Below are 18,231 nucleotides of genomic sequence, written 5' to 3'. Positions count from 1 at the left end.
CCTCGGATCACGAGCGGAGCAGTCGCCGCCCCGCATCGTCGAGGACGGGCGCGATCGTGTCCGTACGCCCGTCGAGTGCCGCGAGGACGAGCGCTCCGTCGCGCAACATCTGGATCTCCTGCGCGACGCGCTTCGGCTCGGCCACGCCGTGACGGACGGCGAGCTCCGCGAGGCGCTCCTGCACCCACTCGCGATGCCGCGCCACCGCGACGCGCATGTCGTGCGTCGCGTCGGCGTACTCCGCCGCGGCGTTGACGAATGGACATCCCCGGAATCCGGGGGCGCAACCGGCGTCGACGATGCTCTCGACGTACCACCGCCACAACCCGTCGTCGTCGAGCCGTTCGCGAGCGGCGAGGAAGGCCGCACGCTCGCGCTCCGACTGCTCGTCGAGGTACGCGACGACGAGGTCGTCCTTGGTGGGGAAATGGCGATAGAAGGTGACCTTCGAGACGCCCGATTCCGCGATGACCCTGTCGGCGCTCACCGAGCGGACGCCCAGGGTGTAGAACAGGGACGAGGCGGAATCGAGGATTCGACGTCGTGCCGGAGAGGCGGTCCTCTCGACGGTCATCGTCATCGCGACTCCCCTCTGCCTGGTGGACGGACACCGTCCCGAGGACGGGCGCGGCGCCGTTTGCATACCGCCGCGATGAGTGATCTACTGATGTAGACGTACTAGTTACCCTACATGAGGAGAAGCCCATGGCGCAGGCCGTGTACACCGCATCGGCGACGAGCACGGGAGACGGCCGCAACGGGCACGTCCGATCGAGCGACGGAATCCTCGAAGCGGATCTCGCCACGCCCGCGGAGATGGGCGGCCGCGGTGGCGCGACGAATCCCGAGCAGCTCTTCGCCGCCGGGTTCTCTGCGTGCTTCCACTCGGCCCTCAAGTCGGTGGCCGGGGAGCACGGCGTCTCGACGAAGGACTCGGCCGTGACGGCCGACGTCGGCATCGGTCCCCGCGAGGACGGCGGCTTCGGTCTGTCCGTGACCCTCCACGTCGAACTCACGGGCGTCACCGAGGAGCAGGCGAAAGCCGTCGTCGACGCGGCCGACGCCGTATGCCCGTACACGCACGCGACGCGCGGCAACATCCCCGTCGCCATCGAGATCGACATCGTCTGACCATGTCGATCCACGAAGGTGCCGTTGCGCCGGACTTCTCCCTCCAGGGGGTCCAGGTCAAGGACGGTTACGCCCGGAGGAAGACCTATACGCTCTCCGAGCAGCGGGGGCACCCGGTCGTGCTCGCCTTCTACCCGGCGGACGAGTCGGCGACGTGCACCGCCCAGCTGTGCTCGTACAGCGAGAAGCTCGCCGACTTCTCGAAGCTCGGCGCCGAGGTGTGGGCGATCGGGCTCCAGGACCTCGCGAGCCACGAGACGTTCGCCATCAAGGAGGAGGTCACGCTCCCGCTCCTCTCGGACCCGGACGGCCGCGTCGTCGACGCCTACGGGATCAAGCTCCCGGGCCTCGGGCTGCGACGCTCCGTCTTCCTCGTCGGATCCGACGGGCTCATCAAGTGGAAGCACGTCGCCCTCGTCGGCGCGACGTTCCGCAGCGCCTCGCTCATCCGCGAGCAGCTCGCGAAGCTCTAGGACCGCGAGCGGACCGGCTCACCGCGACCGTTCCTAGACTGGAGCCACCATGAGCACACGCGAAACGTCCACAGCCCCCGTCCCCATGCAATGGGTCGGGCCCGTCAAGATCTCCGGCAACGTCATGACGGGCAGCCAGGAGATCCCGCTCGCGACCTACGAGTCGCCGCTCTGGCCCTCCGTCGGGCGCGGCGCGAAGATCTCGACGCTCGTCGAGTCCGGCATCGTCGCGACCCTGGTCGATGAGCGCATGGCGCGTTCGATCCTGCTCGAGGCCGACGACGCGCTCGCAGCAGTGAACGCGATGGCCTACCTGCGCTCGCACGAGCACGAGCTCCGCGAGGTCGTCGCCACCACGAGCCGTTTCGCACGACTCATCGACATGCACCACCAGATCGCCGGAAACCTCCTGTTCGTCCGATTCGAGTTCTCGACGGGCGACGCGTCCGGCCACAACATGGTGACCCAGGCGTCGGACAAGCTCATGGACTACGTGCTCGAGCACGTCTCGGGCGTCCGGTACGGCTCGATCTCGGGTAACTACTGCTCGGACAAGAAGGCGACGGCCGTCAACGGCATCCTCGGTCGCGGCAAGAACGTCGTCACCGAGATCCTCATCCCCCGCGCGATCGTGACGCGCTGGCTCCGGACGACCCCCGAGGCGATCGTCGACCTCAACGTGCGGAAGAACCTCATCGGCACGATGCTCGCCGGTGGTCTCCGCAGCGGCAACGCGCACTACGCGAACATGCTCCTCGGCTTCTACCTCGCGACCGGGCAGGACGCCGCCAACATCGTCGAGGGCTCGCAAGGCATCACGCACGCGGAGGTCCGCGACGGCGACCTCTACTTCTCGTGCTCGCTGCCGAACCTCATCGTGGGATCGGTGGGCAACGGCAAGGGCCTCGACTTCGTCGAGGAGAACCTCACGCGGCTGGGCTGCCGCCAGGACCGCGAGCCCGGCGAGAACGCGCGACGGCTCGCCGTGCTGTGCGCCGCGGCGGTGCTGTGCGGCGAGTTGTCGCTCATGGCCGCGCAGACGAACCCCGGTGAACTCATGCAATCGCACCTGCAGATGGAGCGATCCCGGCAATCCGCTTGACCCCGTCCCGACGAACATCCATCGGAACGGAATCGGCACCGGGACCCACCCTCCGCTCAGCCTCCACGGATAAACTGGAAGGTGGAGCGAGAGCGATCACACAGCGATCCTCCCGGTGCGATCCCGCCCAGCGCTCGGCAGCGAAGCCGGCATCCACGTCGTTCGACGGCCCGATCGGCCGCCGACATCCTGAGAGAAACCGGACGCCTCACATGCAGCTCGGCATCGAGAACATCTCCTTCGCCACCTCCGAATACGTGCTCCCGCTCGCGACCCTCGCCGAGGCGACGGGCGTCGAGGTCGGCAAGTTCCACGTCGGTATCGGCCAGGAGCTCATGAGCGTGCCCGCCGCGGACGAGGACATCGTCACGATGGCCGCGACCGCAGCGCAGCCCGTGCTCGAGGGCCAGGACCTCTCGGCCATCCGCACCGTGCTGTTCGCCACCGAGAGCGGCATCGACCAGTCGAAGGCCGCCGGTGTCTACGTCCACCACCTCCTGGGGCTCGACTCCCGCTGCCGCGTGATCGAACTCAAGCAGGCCTGCTACAGCGCCACGGCGGCGCTGCAGATGGCCGTCGCGCTCGTCGCACGCCGTCCCGAGCAGAAGGTGCTCGTCATCGCCTCAGACGTCGCGCGCTACGACCGTGACTCGTCGGGCGAGCCGACACAGGGCGCCGGCGCCGTCGCGATGCTCGTGAGCGCCAACCCCGCGGTGCTCGCGATCGAACCCGTCTCGGGACTGCACACCGCCGACGTCATGGACTTCTGGCGCCCGAACTACCGCAGCACCGCCCTCGTCGACGGCAAGTACTCCGTGTCCGTGTACATGGAGGCGCTCCGCGCGGCGTGGGACGACTACCGCGAGCAGGGCGGCCACGAGCTCGCCTCGTTCGACCGGTTCTGCTACCACCAGCCCTTCACGCGCCTCGCTGTCAAGGCCCACCGCACCCTCGCGAAGCACTCGGGCGAGCTGTCGAACGACGCGGCCGACGCGCAGATCGCCAACACGCTCGACTACAACCGCCAGATCGGCAACACGTACACGGCCTCCGTCTACATCGGGCTGTTGTCGCTTCTCGAGAACGCCGCTGACGATCTGAGCGGCGCACGCGTCGGCTTCTTCAGCTACGGTTCGGGTTCCGTCGCCGAGCTCTTCGCCGGCGTCGTTCAGCCCGGCTACCGCGAGATGCTCCGGACCTCTCGCCACCGCGAGCAGATCCAGCGTCGCCGGGAGATCGACCACTCCACGTACGTCCGGCTTCACGACCACCCCGAGGGACTCGTCGGAGGGGATCACGACATCGCGCCCGAGACGACGGGACCGTTCCGGCTCGCCGCCATCCGGGATCACAAGCGCATCTACGAGACCGTCGCCCAGGTCTCGGCCCCCGCCGACGCCTCCGCGGTCGGAGCCTCCCCGGCGGTTTCGACGGACACCGCGACGACCGCGCTCTGACTCGCACCGTCCGGCTCGACCGGGCGCGGCTCAGAGGCGGTCGGAGCCTCCCCGGCGGTTTCGACGGACACCGCGACGACAGCGCTCTGACTCGCACCGTCCGGCTCGACCGGGCGCGGCTCAGAGTTCGACGTCGAACGGCGTCGCCTCGGAGCGGACGCCGTTGACCTGCGACTGCACGGAGTGCTCGCCGGCGTAGTGGGTCCGCGTCGTGAGCGGTCGGAATGCGTGCACGGCGCGGAACGACCGCGACTCCCCCGCCGCGAGGGTCACGGTCGTGAGCTTGAAGACCTTGGGCGACGTCGAGCCGTTCGCCTTCCGGTAGTGGACGACGTAATCGACGACGAGACGCGCCTCCTCGTCGCCGTCGTTGCGCACGTCGAAGGAGAACGTTGCAGCTCCCGGCACGACGACGGGAGCCGACACGGCGGGCTTCGACAACGACACGGCGTGCGGCCGGAACCCGAGGACCTCGAGCGCCCCGGGATCCCCCTTCTTGACGAGCGACCGCAACGCGTGCCGGACGACCCAGGCGCGAGTGCGCGGCGCGTCGACGTCGGCCGACCATCGGCGCGCGACCTCGACGACGAGATCCGGGTCGTGCCGTGAGACGTCGTTGAGGTGGTTCGCGACGGAGCGACGGACGTATTCGCTCTCGTCGTCGCGGAGACGGTCGAGCACGGGCACCAGATCCCGCGATCGCGGCAGGAGGGCGGGGACACGGACGGCCCACGGCAAGTAGGGACGCGTGCCCTCGCTCGCGAGTCGGCGGACGTGCTCGTCCGCGCTCGTCGCCCACGAGACGACGGCCTCGAGAGAGCGGTCGAGGTCGGCCGCGAGGAGCCGCCGGATGGCGAACTCCGCCGTGAGGCGGTGCGTCAGTTCCGAGAGGAGCGCGAGGGCGTCGTCGAAAGCCGCGACAGAGCCGTCGGCGAGGGCGAGCGTCACCGCGCTCTCCGTGACCGGCCAGATGGTCCAGCCGCGGAACCCCGGATCGCCGAGAGCGGCGCGGAACACGGCGGCGGCCGTCACGTATTCGCCGTCGAGGTCGTCGACGAGAGCCGTCGCCACCAGATCACTGCGCGCCTTCAGGGCATGGCCGGGAAGCGATCCATGCACGGCCCCGAGCGCGGACCACGGTCGATCGGGCCGTACCGCGGTGAGGACTCCACGCAGTTCGGCGACGGTCTCACGACCGATGAACTCGTCGAATGCTCCCATGGCGCCTCCCGCTCCGTCCGCTCGTCCTCAGCAGACGTTAGCGCGGACCGCCGACGTCGGTCTCCACGTCGTGGCCGTCATCGAGGACCGGCCGGAAGACCGAGACGGTGACCGAGACCGTCGTCGTGACGGGGTCGGCGAGGGCAGCGATGGCCTCCGCGATGCGTGCTTCGTCGGCATGGTGGCCCGTCGGTCCCATGAGGACGTCGTCGACGGCGGCGCGCCGGTCGAGTGAGACGGGGTACTCGACGGACGTCCGGCGCTCGAGCCGGAAGCCCGCGAGCTGCCGTGCGAGCCGTTCCTCCTTGCGTTCGTCGACCGAGACGAGCCCGACGGCTCCGACGAGTTCGGCGAGATGCCGGCCGGTCGGCGTCACGACGACGAGAGATCCACCGGGAGCGAGGATCCGCGCCGACTCGACCGCATTCCGCGGCGCGAAGATGCTGAGGACGAGGGGAACACTCCCCGACCGCAGCGGGAGCCCCGACCATGCGTCAGCCACGGCGGCCGCCATTCTTCGATGGGCTCGGGCGGCGCGCCGGATCGCGGGCTTCGACGTGTCGAGGACGAGGCCCAGGAGGTTTTCCCTCTCCTCGAGCACGCGGGAGAGGTGGTAGCCGGTCCCCCCGCCGACGTCGACCGCCACTCCCCGCGCGTCGACGGGGACCGCCGCGACGACGGCGTCGACGATCGCGTCATAGTGCCCGGCGCCGAGGAAGCGTTCGCGGGCCTCGATCATCGCGGGGGTGTCACCGGCGGTCGCCCGACCGCTCGTGAGCGAGACGTAGCCCTGCCTCGCGATGTCGAAGGCGTGCCCGTTGACGCACCGGACCGTCGTGTCTTCGATCGCGAGCCCCTCGCCGCACACGGGACACGCGAGGACGTCGACGACGAGGTCGAGTCCTCCGGCACGCCGTTCCATGGTCCTCCGATCGTACGGGGAAGCGCCCGGTAGCACCGCCCGTCGTGCTGGCAAGGGGGTGCGACGGGACTCCGTGCGCTCGTAGTCTCGCGGCATGACGACTGAATCGAACGCCCCTGACGGACTGGACGACGAGCGCCAGACCGCGAGGGACATGAGCTACAGCCCCGCGAGCGACACCGAGACCCACGAGAAGCAAGTGGACCCGGTCCCCGACTCGATCGACGGCGACATCTCGCGTGACGACATCACCGTCGTTCCCGGGACGGGCGGACCGGATGACGTCGGCGACGTCGACGTCGACCCGGACGACCTCAATCTCCCTCACGACACCGGCGCGCACTGACCGACGGATCACCCGCTACGGCGATCCCCGGCGCCGGGCGGTGACAGGGCGGCGGTCATGAGCGCCGTGGACCGGTCGAGGTGTTCGCGCACGGCGGCCGGCCCTACGGTGCGGAGCTCGTCGACATAGTCGTGGTGATCCGCCGCGAGCACCTCGGCGTCGAGCCGGGGTCGGAGGTGCAGGAGGAACACCTGCAGCTCCCCGTCGAGCGAGCGATACGCCTCCGAGATCCGCGTACTGTCCGCGGCGTCGACGATGGCGCGGTGCACGGCCGAGTGCGCTCTCTCGACCGCCACCCAGTCGTCGGGGAGGCGACACGCGTCGACGAGTTCGTCGAGAGCCGACGACACGGGACCCAGGACGCGACCCGGCCAGCGGGAGCCGTGCCGCAGGCGGAGGAGCCGCACGGCCTCGCTCTCGAGGGCCGACCGCAGGTCCTGGAGGGCGACGACAGCGTCGATGTCGAGGGCGACGACCGAAACACCGCTGTACGGTCGGGCCGCCGCGAGACGTTCGGAGACGAGCTCGGCGAGAGCGCTTCGCACCGTGTGACGCGAGACACCGTAGTGCGATTCGATTTCGACCTCCCGCAGAGGGGCCCCCGGGAGAAGCGAGCCGGAGAGGATGCGCTCGCGCAGGTCCGCGGCGACCGAGTGCGCCCGGGTTGCGCGGGTACCGGCGGAGCGGGCCATCAAAACCCGTCCGCTCGCGAGGTGACCCGCTCGCTCCGTCGAGGTGCGCCGCCACGGCGAGGAACGACGAGGACCAGGAGCCCGGCTGCGACCACCGCGATTCCCGAGGCGGCGGTGGCCGCGAGGGTCTCGCCGAGGATCAGGACGCCGAGCAGAGCGGCGGTGAGCGGCTCGACGAGCGTCAGGGTCGCCGCCGTCGACGCCCGGACGTCCGAGAGCCCGCGGCCGAACAGCACGTAGGCGACGCCCGTCGTCACGACGCCGAGCCAGACGGCGGTCGCGACCCCGTCCGGGCGGGCGAGCCACGAGAGGTCGGTCGTGAGGGCGATCGGGAGGCTCACGGCGGCGGCACTGCCGAAAAGCGCCCCCATCGACCACGTCGAATGAGCACCTCGCATGAGGAGGAGCTTGGCGACGAGGGCGTAGACGGCATAACTGGCCCCCGCCCCGAGAGACCCGGCGATCCCGACGGGATCGACTCTCGAGGAGCCGGGTTCGAGAGCACCGCCGAGGAGGGCGACGCCGACACTCGCCACGACCGTCGCGACGATCCACACGGTTCCGGGGAAACGACGCGTGGCGACCCATTCGAGCAGTCCCGTGAAGATCGGGGCGCTCCCGAGTGCCACGATCGTCCCGACGGCCACACCCGCTCGCGTCGTACCGAGGAAGAAGGTCGGCTGGTACGCCACGATCGCGGCGGCCCCGACGAGCACCAGGACGACCGTGGGCACCCGGAGTCGGGCGGCCGCGCGCGGCGGCGCTCCCCGCCGCGACGAGCGGCGCGCGAAGACGACCATCGCGAGCAGGGCTCCGCCGACCACGATGCGCACAGCGCCGGCGGATGCCGGCGACGCGGAATCGGGGCCGAGCGCGAGAGCCGTGCCGGTCGTGCCGAAGCACACGGCGGCGAGCAGGATCAGGAGGGCGGGCACGGTCGATTGTTACACAATCAGCCGACGAGCTCCCAGACGAGTCGCGCGGCGATCACGAACATGACAGCGGCGACCCCGGCGTCGACCCAGCGCCAGGCGCCCGGCCGGGCGAAGACCGGTGCGAGCGCGCGAGCGCCGAAACCGAGAGCCGTGAACCAGAGCACGCTCCCGAGTGCCGCGCCAGCACCGAACCACCAGCGATCCTCGCCATTCGCTGCGGCGATCGAGCCGAGCAGAACGACGGTATCGAGGTAGACGTGCGGATTGAGCCACGTGATCGCGAGCGCTCCCCCGAGGACGGTCGTCCACGCGACCTTCTCGCCGTCGGCATCCGGATCGAGCACGCCCGGGCGGATCGCGCGCCGCGCCGCGAGCACCGCGTAGCCGAGGAGGAAGGCGGCGCCGCCGAGCGTCGCGACGGGTACGAGCCACGGGATCCGCTGGATCAGCCCGCCGACACCCGCGACGCCGACGGCGATGAGGAGGGCGTCGGCGGGCATGCACGTCAGGACCACGAGCCCGACGTGCTCGCGGCGGATGCCCTGTCGGAGCACGAAGACGTTCTGCGCACCGATGGCCACGATGAGCGAGAGACCGAACGCGAGGCCCGAGGCGGCGGCGAGAAGGGAGGAGGACACGTTCCGACAGTAGGATTCCGGCCAGATCAAGTCCAACTAATCCTTTTACAGCACCATTAGTGTTGCTTATGTGGACCTCGATCTCGCGCAGCTCTCCGCTCTGGCGGCCGTCGTCGACACCGGCTCCTTCGACAGCGCAGCTCGCGACCTCCACATCAGCCCGTCGGCCGTCAGCCAACGGATCAAGACGCTCGAGCGCTCCGCCGGCGCGGTCCTCGTACGGCGGTCACGACCCGCGACGGCGACGGAAGCCGGCAACGCCTACGTCCGACTCGCACGTCAGATCGTCGCCCTCGCCCGTGAGACCGACGCGACCGTCGCACCCGAGAGGACCTCCCCGCCGTCCGTCTCCCTCGCCGTCAACGGCGATTCGCTCGCGACCTGGGTGCTGCCAGCGCTCGCGACTCTCGGGCGTCGCGTGTCGTTCGATCTCCATCGCGAGGACCAGGACCATTCGGCGGAACTCCTGCGTGACGGCCGAGTGATGGCCGCGATCACGACGGATGCGACGGCGGTACAGGGATGTTCGGTGGCACGACTCGGCACGATGCGCTATCGCGCCATGGCCTCGCCGGGCTTCGCGGAGACGTTCTTCCCCCGGGGAATGACACCGACGGCACTCGCGGCCGCTCCCATGATCGTGTTCGACCGACGGGACGACCTGCAGGACCGATACCTGCGACTCGTCACGCCCGACGTCGCCCCGCCGCGGCACTATCTGCCCTCGTCCGCGGATTTCGCGCGGGCCGTGCTCCTCGGCATGGGGTGGGCGATGCTTCCCGACGGCCAGAGCAGCGACGGCGAACGGCGCCGAGAGCTCGTCGACCTCGATCCGGGTCGGTCGATCGACGTCGTCCTGTATTGGCAGCAGTGGGCGATCTTCACGACCGCTCTCGATGACACCGCGACCGCGATAACGGAAGCCGCGCGCACCGAACTGCGGCAGGGCTGAGCTGCGGCGTCAGCCCTTCTCGACAAGACCCTCGCGCACGAGGCGCCGCTGCACCTTCCCGATGAGCGACTTGGGGAGCTCCTCCACGACGACGATGCGACGCGGCACCTTGTACGGCGTGAGCGATCCGCGCAGCGACGTCCGCGCCTCCTCCGGCGAGAAGTCCGCCCCGGGCTCGAGCACGACGGCGGCGACGACGTCCTCGCCGGAGTGCACGCTCGGCAGTCCCACGACCGCGGCGTCCGCGACGCCCGTCAGACCGCGCAACGCCTCTTCGACCTCGCTCGGCGCCACATTGAAGCCCCCCGTGATGATGAGCTCCTTGATGCGGTCAACGATGCGCACGAAACCCTCGCCGTCGAGCGTCGCGATGTCCCCTGTGCGGAACCAGCCGTCGACGAAGACCGCCGCGCTCTCGTCCGGCTTCCGCCAGTAGCCCGAGAAGACCTGGGGACCGCGGACGAGAAGCTCCCCCTCCTCCCCGATCGTGCGTACGCTCGTCGGGTCCTCCGGGTCGACGATGCGGACATCGGTGCCGGGCAGCGGCAGGCCGACGGTCCCGGCCTTGCGGTTCTCGGCGACGGGGTTGGCCATGAGCACGGGCGAGCACTCGCTCAAGCCGTAACCCTCGACGAGGAAGCCGCCGCTGCGATCCTCCCACGGCCGCACGATGGCTTCGTCGAGGGGCATCGCGCCGGAGATCGCGACCTCGACCCCCGCGAGGGAGACACCCTTCTCGTCGGCCGCCCGCATGAGGCGATCGGCGATCGGAGGGACGGCCGGGAGGAAGGTCGGCGGCCGCTTCTTCATGACGGCGAGGACGAGGTCCGGCTCGAATTTGGGGAAGAGGACGAGGCGAGCGCCCATGCTCATCGCGAAGGTGAGGCACAGGGTGAGTCCGTAGGCGTGGAACATCGGGAGGACCGCGTACACGACACAGCCGTCGCCTCGACGGATGGTGGGCACCCAGGCCCGCGACTGCGCGGCGTTCGCTCCGAGGTTCCGGTGCGTCAGCACGGCTCCCTTCGGCGTGCCCGTCGTGCCGCTCGTGTATTGGATGACGGCGACGTCGCCGGCGACCGGATGCGGCACGTCGGCTCCGATGCGCTCGCGTCCGAGCAGCCGCGGCCACGGAGTCGTGCCCCGCACGGGCGTCGTGAGGGTGGCCCGAGTCCGACGGAGGGCGGGGACCGGCAGGCGCAACGCCGTCCGCTTCACGAAGGGCATCCCCTGCGTGATGTCGACGGACACGATGTACTCGACGGCGACGTCACGCGGGAACTCCTGTATGGAGGCCACGACCTTGTCCCACGCGATGGCGACGCGGGCGCCGTGGTCTTCGAACTGATGCCGCAGCTCCCGCGGCGTGTAGAGCGGATTGTGCTCGACGACGATGCCTCCCACGCGGAGGATCGCGTAGAACGCGACGATGTGCTCCGGGCAGTTCGGGAGCACGATCGCAACGGGTTCGCCGCGCGAAACGCCGAGCTTCACGAGTCCGGCTGCAGCCCGGTCGATGCGATCGGAGAGCTCCCGGTAGGACACCGTCGCACCGAAGAACTCGAGGGCGACGGCGTCCGGATACTCCCGCGCCGATCCCTCGATGATGTCGACGAGCGAGCCGTCGGGGACATCGAGGATGGTGGGGACTCCGGGAGCGTAGCTCGCGAGCCAGGGCCGGTCATTGGCGATCGTCACGAGACACCACTCTAGAGACTCGCAGCGCCGTGAGCCCCATAGGGTTGACGCGTGGTGACCATCGTTCCGCCTGCTCCGGACCCCGTCTTCGTGATGAGCGACGACGGGGTGCGCCTCGCCGTCTACGACGTCGGCGACGCCGACGCTCCCGTCGTGATCGCCGTGCACGGCTTCGCCTCGAGCGGAGTGCTGAACTGGTTCCACTCGGGATGGACGCGTGACCTGACGCGCGCGGGATACCGGGTGCTCGCACTCGACCAGCGTGGCCATGGGAGGAGCGGAAAACCGCACGACCCGCTCCAGTTCACGACGGAGCGGCTCGCCGCCGACGTGCTCGGAGTACTCGACGCGCACCTCGTCGACGAGGCCGTCCTCCTCGGCTACTCGCTCGGCGCCCGCGTCGGGTGGCACCTCGCCCGCTCCGACGCCCACCGATTCCCGCGCGTCGTGCTGGGCGGGCTCCCGACGGGGGATCCGCTCCGGGGGTTCGATCTGCGCGCGGCGCGGGCCTTCGCGGAGTCGGCGACTCCCGTGGACGACCACCTCACGCGGACCTACATCGAGATGGCGGCGGGGATCCGTGGCAACGACCTCGCCTCGCTCATCTCCCTCGTCGAGGGCATGCGCGGTGGGACGCAGCCGGATCCCGCCGACCCGCCACGACAGCCGATCCTCATCGCTGCGGGCGATCGCGACCCCGTCCGCGAGGACTCCGAGGCCCTCGCGTCGGCGGCGCCTCTCGGTGTCTTCGTGGAGCTGCCCGACCGGGATCACTTCTCGGCCCCGACCTCCGCCGTCTTCCGCCGATCCGCGATCGGGTTCCTGGCTCCGCCCGCCTGATCGGACGGGGCATTCACCCGTCGACCGCGGCTGTTCAGCGGAGCGGACCGGACTCGTCCGGATCGATCACCGAGATCGACTGCGTGAACTCCATGCCCCGCTCCTCGGCCTCGGGACTCCCGCTGAAGAGCCCGCGGTGAGCGCCCGTCGTGGCATCCGGTTCGGCGCGGCGACGCGGCGGCGCCTTCTCGTCGGACATCGCGACGCGCGTCTTCGGCAAGGCATCGACGCCGTGCCGGTGGACCCAGTCGACGAGCTCCTCGCGCACCTCGCAGCGGAGGTCGAAGAGCCGCCCGGCGTCGCTCGCCGAGACGAGGACGCGCACGCGTACGAAGCCGCCGACCGCGTCCGTCACCTGAAGGACCTTCACCCGGCCGTCCCACAGCTCACTGCGTTCGAGGACGTCGTCGAGGTGGACACGCATGGCTCGCGGGTCGACGCGCCAGTCGAGGTCGAGTTCGATGGCCCCGAGCAGGTCGCTCGTGCGCCTCGTCCAGTTCTGGAAGGGCGTCGTCGTGAAGTAGGTGGACGGGACGACGAGCCGCCTGTCGTCCCAGATCTTGACGACGACGTACGTGAGGGTGATCTCCTCGATGAGACCCCATTCCCCCTCGACGATGACCACGTCATCGACGCGGATCGCGTCGCTGAAGGCGAGCTGCACTCCCGCGAACACGTTGCCGAGGGTCGATTGCGCCGCGAGGCCCGCGATGATCGAGACGACACCGGCAGAGGCGAGGAGGCTCGCACCGACGGTACGGACCTCTGGGAAGGTCATGAGAACGGCCGATGCGCCGACGATCGTGATCGCGACGAGCACGAGTCGGCGGACGATCTGGAGCTGCGTGCGCACGCGGCGGGCGACCCTGTTGTCTGGGACGTCGATGCGGTAGCGGCTCACCGCCTGGGTCAGCCCGAACGAGGCCACCGACCCGACGAGCCACGACGCGAGCACGATGACGGCGATGACGAAGCCGTGCGAGACGAGCGGCCACCATCCGAGGCTCGCGGGCACGGAAGCGGCGCATGCGATCCAGAGCGACACGACCACGAGGAGGAGACGGAACGGGAGGCGGGCGCTCGCCAGCAGACCGAGCGCCGCCGGCCTCCGCCTCGCGACGATGCGGACGATGGACGTGGTCACGGCGATCGCGGCGAGCGCCGCGATCACGGCGACCAGGGCCGCGACGGCGAACTGCAGCCAGGGGTTCCACTCGGACATGAGCCTCCTCGGGGGTCGGGAGGTATCAGTCTAGAAAGCGGATGGGGCGCGTCGCTGGGCGTGGCATCAGTGGCGGGACGCCCCCCTGCCGCTACGCCACCCCCGTAACCGGGGGGAGTACGAGCAGGGGCATATCCGGTCGGTCCGAGGCGACGACTGCCTACTCTTGCGCCCTACCCTCCCCTCTCAGCCGCGCGGTGGATCGTGTTCCGCGCCATCCACCGGGCGGTTCCGAGCAGGAGATCGTCCCCATGAAAAGAGGCCCAGTGCGTCCCATCCTTCCTCCCCGCCGCCGCCGATCGGCCATCATCGGTCTCGCCGCGGCAGCCGTCGGGGCTCTGCTCTTCGGCGGCGCGACCGCGCTGCCCGCGAATGCCGCCGAACTCTCCGGCGTCATCCGCGACGTCGACGTCTCGCCGACCGATCCCCGGCTCGGTACCCAGGTCCAGACGGACATCGACTGGTGCGTGCCTAACGGCACACGTGCTGGCGATACGTTCTCCCTCACCCTGAGCGAGTACTTGCGCACCCTCCCCCCGGGCTTCAGCCTCAACGACCCCGCCAACGACGAGGTCGTCGCCACGGCGGTCATCTCGACGACCGACCCGGCCGTCGTGACCTTCACGATGACGGAGTACGCCGAGACGCACTCGAACGTCTGCGGCACCGCCTTCATCCGCTCCGGCTTCGACAACGGCCTGACGCCGGGGGTCACCGTCCCGTTCGAATCCGTCGCGAACGACGGCACCGAGTTCTCCACCGACGTCACGCCCCGCGGCGGCGACGGGCCGGTCGGTGACGTCGACGAGGCGTTCAAGTTCGGGCGCCTCTCACCCGACCAGGGCCACACGGATCCGGACGACGCCATCCAGTGGTACGTGGTCACCCCGGTCGGTCCGCTCAGCCGCGTCGTCATCAGCGACAACCCCGGTGCGGGCATGAACATCGACTGCGCGACCGTCGACCTCCTCCAGGGCACGCGCAACGCGACGAACATCGGCGGGACGTTCACCCGGCCCGTCGTGATCGCGCGGACGTGCACGGCCGACGCCGTGTCGGTCACCGTCGGGCCGATCCCGGCGGGCCAGGCCGTCCGCCTCGGCTTCAAGATCGACCTCGACGAGGCCACGGGGCCCGAGTCGCACGAGTTCGCGAACACGGCCAACGTCGTCTCGACGGCCCCGAACGGGTCCGTGCGGACGGACACGCCGAGCCGCACCCTCGTGAGCTCGACAGGCGGCGGTGGCGGAGAAGGCGACAACGAGCCCTCGATCGACATCGAGAAGTGGGCGACGGCCGACGGCGCGGTGCCGGGCGACTTCGACACGGAGCCCGGCAAGCGCGTCGAGGCGGGAACGCCGATCCCCGTCACGATGACGATCCGCAACGACGGCGACGAGCCGCTCACCGACATCGCCGTGACCGATTCCACCCTGTCCGGCCCGGACCTGATCGGCCTGACGTGCGACTTCTCCGCCCTCGGCGGCCCCGCGACGGGCACCACGTGGGCCGGCCCCTTCGCGATCGGCGCCGCCTTCGAGTGCACCGGCACCGTCCCCGCGATGGATTCGGGGACGCTCCACGCGGACTCGGCGACCGTCGTCGGCACGGGTCAGGCCTCTGGTACCGGCGTGACCGACGACGACCCCTTCACCTCGACGACTCCGCCCGTGCCCGCGATCGACATCGAGAAGTGGGCGACGGCCGACGGCTACCCGGCGGGAGACGCCGACGACCTCCCCGGCACGGCCGTCGACATCGACACGCCGGTCGACGTCACCTTCACGATCACCAACGACGGCGACGAGGCGCTGGCCGACGTCAGCGTCGGAGACACGACGATCACCGGCCCCGACATCACGGACCTCACGTGCGACTTCTCGCCGCTCGGTGGACCCGCGACGGGCACGACCTGGGACGGGCCCTTCGGCGTCGGCGACACGTTCGAGTGCACCGGAGTGGTCCCCGGCATGCCGATCGGCGGAGTGCACTCCGACGTCGCCGACGTCGTCGGCGTCGGCGTGGAGAGCGGCATCGAGGTGGACGACGAGGACCCGTTCCACGTCACGACCCCGACTCCGAAGCCGTCCATCGTCATCGTGAAGGGTGACGCCGACGGCAACGCCGCCGATACCGTCGGCGATGCGGTCACGCTCGACGACGGGACGACGGCGCTCGAGTTCACCGTCACGAACCCCGGCAACGAGCCCCTCATCGACGTCGTCGTCTCCGACCGCGTCATCGAGGGCGGGCGGGTCACGGGGCTCTCGTGCGTCTTCCCCGACGGCTCGACGGGCACGACGTGGGACGGCCCCTTCGCCATCGGCGACGCGTTCGACTGCACGGCGACGCTCTCGGGCGTCGCGGTGGGGAGCGACCACCACGATGTCGCGACCGTCTCGGGCATCGGGATCGTGAGCGGGATCACCGTGATCGACGACGACCCGTATTTCGCGAAGCGGCCGCCGGCCGATGGCAGCGGCCTCGCGATCACGGGAGCCGACGGCGCCGTGACCCTCGGCGGTCTCGCTGGGGGCCTGCTCCTCGTGGGAGCCGCGGTCTACCTCGTCGGACGCCGGAGGTCGTCGACCGTCTGATCGCAGCATGGGAAGGCCCCGCCATCGCTCGATCGGCGGCGGCGGGGCCTTCCGCCGTCCCGGGTCCGCGCCCACTCGTCCGACTCCACGTTCTCCGATCGGACGTTCAGACGGAGCCCATAGGCTCTTCCCAGCCGCCGACCACCGACAGCACGCACTGGAGCCGCACGCATGACTCTCACCCCGCTCGTCGCCTCGACGGCCTCCTCGTCGGACTCGGGCGGGTCCGGATCGCTCCTCTCCGGCTTCTCCGACTGGGCGGTCGGCCTCATGGAGACGATCGGGGCTCCCGGGGCCGGGATCGCCGTCGCTCTGGAGAACCTCTTCCCTCCGCTCCCGAGCGAGCTCATCCTCCCCCTCGCCGGTTTCACCGCGAGTCGTGGGAGCTTCACGATCGCCGAGGCGATCTTCTGGACCACGCTCGGCTCAGTCGTCGGCGCGCTCGCGCTCTACGGCATCGGCGCGGCACTCGGCCGCGACAGAGTCCGCCGCATCGCGGCGAAGCTCCCCCTCGTGCAGGTCGAAGACGTCGATCGCACCGAGGCGTGGTTCGAACGGCACGGCAACAAAGCAGTCTTCTTCGGCCGCATGGTCCCCATCTTCCGCAGTCTGATCTCGATCCCCGCCGGCATCGAACGCATGCACCTCGGGATCTTCACCCTCCTGACCCTCGCGGGAAGCCTCCTCTGGAATTCGCTCTTCATCGGCGCGGGGTTCCTCCTCGGCGAGAACTGGCACATCGTCGAGCAGTACGCAGGCATCTTCCAGTGGGTCGTCATCGTCGTCGTCGTCCTCGCCGTGGTCTGGTGGGTCATGAAGCGCATCCGCACCCTTCGTCGCCGCGATTCCGACGCGGCATAATCGATCTCGTGCGGAAGATCGGTATCGAGGAGGAGATGCTCCTCGTGCATCCGACCGATGGTCGCCCCCTCGCCCTCTCGGCGGAGGCGCTCGTGCACGGCCACGACCATCTCCAGACAGAGCTGCAGCAGGAGATGATCGAGATCGCGAGCGATCCCTTCGCGAGTCTCGCCGACGTGCGCGATTCCCTTCTCTCTCGGCGTCGTGAGGCCGACGACCTCGCGCGCTCCGTGGGAGCGCGGACGGCGGCCATCGCGTCGTCGGCCGTCCCGACGCTCCCCCACCTCACCCCCGACGACCGTTACGACTGGATGGCCGAGCACTTCGGCGTCACGGCGCGCCGGACGATGGTGTGCGGCTGTCACGTGCACGTCGACATCTCCTCCCGGGAGGAGGGCGTCGGCGTCCTCGACCGCATCAGGGCGTGGCTCCCTCTCCTCACCGCGCTCAGCACCAATTCGCCGTTCCACGGCGGACTCGACACGGGGTACGCGAGCTACCGCTCGCAGGTGTGGAGCCGCTGGCCGTCGGCCGGTCCCCTGCCGATCCTCGGCGACGTCGAGGCCCTGACCGCGTTCGAGGACGAGCTCCTCGCGACGGGCGTCCTCCTCGACCGCGGCATGCTCTACTTCGACGCGCGTCTCTCGAGCCGGTATCCCACCGTGGAGGTGCGGGTCGCCGACGTGTGCCTCGACATCGAGCACGCCGTCACGATCGCGGGCCTCGCGAGGGCGCTCGTGTCGACGGCGGCGGCCGCATGGGCGGAGGACGAACCGCCCCTCCCGGTCACCCCGGCCGCGCTCCGCCTGGCGGCATGGCGGGCCTCGGCCGAGGGGCTCGGCGGAGAGCTCGTGCATCCCTTGACAGGGCGGCCCGCGTCGGCACGCGAGGCTGTGGACGCCCTGCTCGACCATGTCGGCTCCGCCCTCGAGGATTCAGGCGACCGCGAGCGGATCACGGACGGGGTCGACTCGATCTTCCGCGACGGCACCGGGGCGGACCGCCAGCGCGCCGTCTTCACCCGGTCGCACTCCCTCTCGGCCGTCATGCTCGACGCCGTCGAGGCGACCGCTGGTCACCCCGCCGAGGCCTGAAGGAGCCCTGCTACAGTCGCTCTCGACACCGCCGTCGGCCACTCACGCCG

General features: G+C 70.1%; 18 protein-coding genes. 10 read left to right on the top strand and 8 right to left on the bottom strand.

Annotated features, from left to right (window positions below; all coding sequences use genetic code 11):
- Positions 1-7 precede the first annotated feature (7 nt).
- Positions 8-580, bottom strand: coding sequence for a TetR/AcrR family transcriptional regulator (locus ELQ90_RS05635; RefSeq protein ID WP_166408864.1), 573 nt, complete (start codon positions 578-580; stop codon positions 8-10).
- Between the two features lie 125 nt (positions 581-705).
- Between ELQ90_RS05635 and ELQ90_RS05630 the strand changes: the two genes are divergently transcribed.
- The 4 genes from ELQ90_RS05630 (at position 706) to ELQ90_RS05615 (ending at position 4,163) form a co-directional block, all read left to right on the top strand.
- Positions 706-1,131: an organic hydroperoxide resistance protein gene (locus ELQ90_RS05630; protein WP_128494306.1), complete on the top strand. Its 426-nt coding sequence runs from the start codon at positions 706-708 to the stop codon at positions 1,129-1,131.
- Between the two features lie 2 nt (positions 1,132-1,133).
- A complete protein-coding gene (locus ELQ90_RS05625) occupies positions 1,134-1,604 on the top strand; it encodes a redoxin domain-containing protein (protein WP_128494305.1) in 471 nt (156 codons plus the stop codon).
- Positions 1,605-1,653: 49 nt separating this feature from the next.
- Positions 1,654-2,706 carry a hydroxymethylglutaryl-CoA reductase gene (locus ELQ90_RS05620; protein WP_128494304.1) on the top strand — a complete coding sequence of 351 codons (1,053 nt, stop codon included), beginning with the start codon at positions 1,654-1,656 and terminating at the stop codon, positions 2,704-2,706.
- 212 nt (positions 2,707-2,918) lie between these two features.
- Positions 2,919-4,163, top strand: coding sequence for a hydroxymethylglutaryl-CoA synthase (locus ELQ90_RS05615; protein ID WP_128494303.1), 1,245 nt, complete (start codon positions 2,919-2,921; stop codon positions 4,161-4,163).
- Positions 4,164-4,283: 120 nt separating this feature from the next.
- On the opposite strand, the gene ELQ90_RS05610 is transcribed toward ELQ90_RS05615, so the two are convergent.
- Positions 4,284-5,384 carry a DNA alkylation repair protein gene (locus ELQ90_RS05610; protein ID WP_128494302.1) on the bottom strand — a complete coding sequence of 367 codons (1,101 nt, stop codon included), beginning with the start codon at positions 5,382-5,384 and terminating at the stop codon, positions 4,284-4,286.
- Between the two features lie 37 nt (positions 5,385-5,421).
- Positions 5,422-6,306, bottom strand: a complete 885-nt coding sequence (locus ELQ90_RS05605) for a putative RNA methyltransferase (protein WP_128494301.1) — start codon at positions 6,304-6,306, stop codon at positions 5,422-5,424.
- A gap of 94 nt (positions 6,307-6,400) precedes the next feature.
- Here ELQ90_RS05605 and ELQ90_RS05600 point away from each other — a divergent pair, with 94 nt between their 5' ends.
- On the top strand, positions 6,401-6,652 hold the full coding sequence (locus tag ELQ90_RS05600) for a hypothetical protein (protein WP_128494300.1): 252 nt from the start codon (positions 6,401-6,403) through the stop codon (positions 6,650-6,652).
- A gap of 8 nt (positions 6,653-6,660) precedes the next feature.
- Here the strand turns inward: ELQ90_RS05600 and ELQ90_RS05595 are convergent, their stop codons facing one another.
- Genes ELQ90_RS05595 through ELQ90_RS05585 form a run of 3 tightly spaced genes read right to left on the bottom strand, consistent with a single transcriptional unit; the run spans position 6,661 to position 8,917 of the window.
- Complete coding sequence (locus ELQ90_RS05595; RefSeq protein ID WP_128494299.1) at positions 6,661-7,344, bottom strand: GntR family transcriptional regulator; 684 nt, start codon at positions 7,342-7,344, stop codon at positions 6,661-6,663.
- Positions 7,344-8,279 (bottom strand): DMT family transporter, encoded by a 936-nt coding sequence (locus ELQ90_RS05590; protein WP_128494298.1) that lies wholly within the window; start codon positions 8,277-8,279, stop codon positions 7,344-7,346. Before ELQ90_RS05590 ends, ELQ90_RS05595 begins: the two co-directional genes overlap by 1 nt.
- 17 nt (positions 8,280-8,296) lie before the next feature.
- Positions 8,297-8,917 (bottom strand): LysE/ArgO family amino acid transporter, encoded by a 621-nt coding sequence (locus tag ELQ90_RS05585; protein ID WP_128494297.1) that lies wholly within the window; start codon positions 8,915-8,917, stop codon positions 8,297-8,299.
- 70 nt (positions 8,918-8,987) lie between these two features.
- Here ELQ90_RS05585 and ELQ90_RS05580 point away from each other — a divergent pair, with 70 nt between their 5' ends.
- Complete coding sequence (locus tag ELQ90_RS05580) at positions 8,988-9,869, top strand: LysR family transcriptional regulator ArgP (protein WP_128494296.1); 882 nt, start codon at positions 8,988-8,990, stop codon at positions 9,867-9,869.
- Positions 9,870-9,878: 9 nt separating this feature from the next.
- Here the strand turns inward: ELQ90_RS05580 and ELQ90_RS05575 are convergent, their stop codons facing one another.
- Positions 9,879-11,567, bottom strand: coding sequence for a long-chain-fatty-acid--CoA ligase (locus ELQ90_RS05575; RefSeq protein WP_128494295.1), 1,689 nt, complete (start codon positions 11,565-11,567; stop codon positions 9,879-9,881).
- Between the two features lie 51 nt (positions 11,568-11,618).
- Here ELQ90_RS05575 and ELQ90_RS05570 point away from each other — a divergent pair, with 51 nt between their 5' ends.
- Entirely contained in the window at positions 11,619-12,407 is a 789-nt protein-coding gene (locus ELQ90_RS05570; RefSeq protein WP_341810230.1) for an alpha/beta fold hydrolase, read from the top strand.
- Positions 12,408-12,441: 34 nt separating this feature from the next.
- Here the strand turns inward: ELQ90_RS05570 and ELQ90_RS05565 are convergent, their stop codons facing one another.
- The gene (locus ELQ90_RS05565; RefSeq protein ID WP_128494294.1) at positions 12,442-13,629 is read right to left on the bottom strand and encodes a mechanosensitive ion channel family protein; all 1,188 of its coding nucleotides are present in this window, start codon (positions 13,627-13,629) and stop codon (positions 12,442-12,444) included.
- 251 nt (positions 13,630-13,880) lie between these two features.
- Here ELQ90_RS05565 and ELQ90_RS05560 point away from each other — a divergent pair, with 251 nt between their 5' ends.
- From ELQ90_RS05560 to ELQ90_RS05550, 3 genes are all read left to right on the top strand, one after another.
- Entirely contained in the window at positions 13,881-16,226 is a 2,346-nt protein-coding gene (locus ELQ90_RS05560; RefSeq protein WP_128494293.1) for an Ig-like domain-containing protein, read from the top strand.
- Positions 16,227-16,397: 171 nt separating this feature from the next.
- Positions 16,398-17,087: a DedA family protein gene (locus ELQ90_RS05555; RefSeq protein ID WP_128494292.1), complete on the top strand. Its 690-nt coding sequence runs from the start codon at positions 16,398-16,400 to the stop codon at positions 17,085-17,087.
- A gap of 8 nt (positions 17,088-17,095) precedes the next feature.
- A complete protein-coding gene (locus ELQ90_RS05550; RefSeq protein ID WP_128494291.1) occupies positions 17,096-18,181 on the top strand; it encodes a carboxylate-amine ligase in 1,086 nt (361 codons plus the stop codon).
- The last annotated feature ends 50 nt before the right edge of the window (positions 18,182-18,231 follow it).

The organism is Labedella phragmitis (assembly GCF_004078635.1).
Taxonomy (GTDB): domain Bacteria; phylum Actinomycetota; class Actinomycetes; order Actinomycetales; family Microbacteriaceae; genus Labedella; species Labedella phragmitis.
This window is presented reverse-complemented; position numbering and strand designations above follow the sequence as displayed.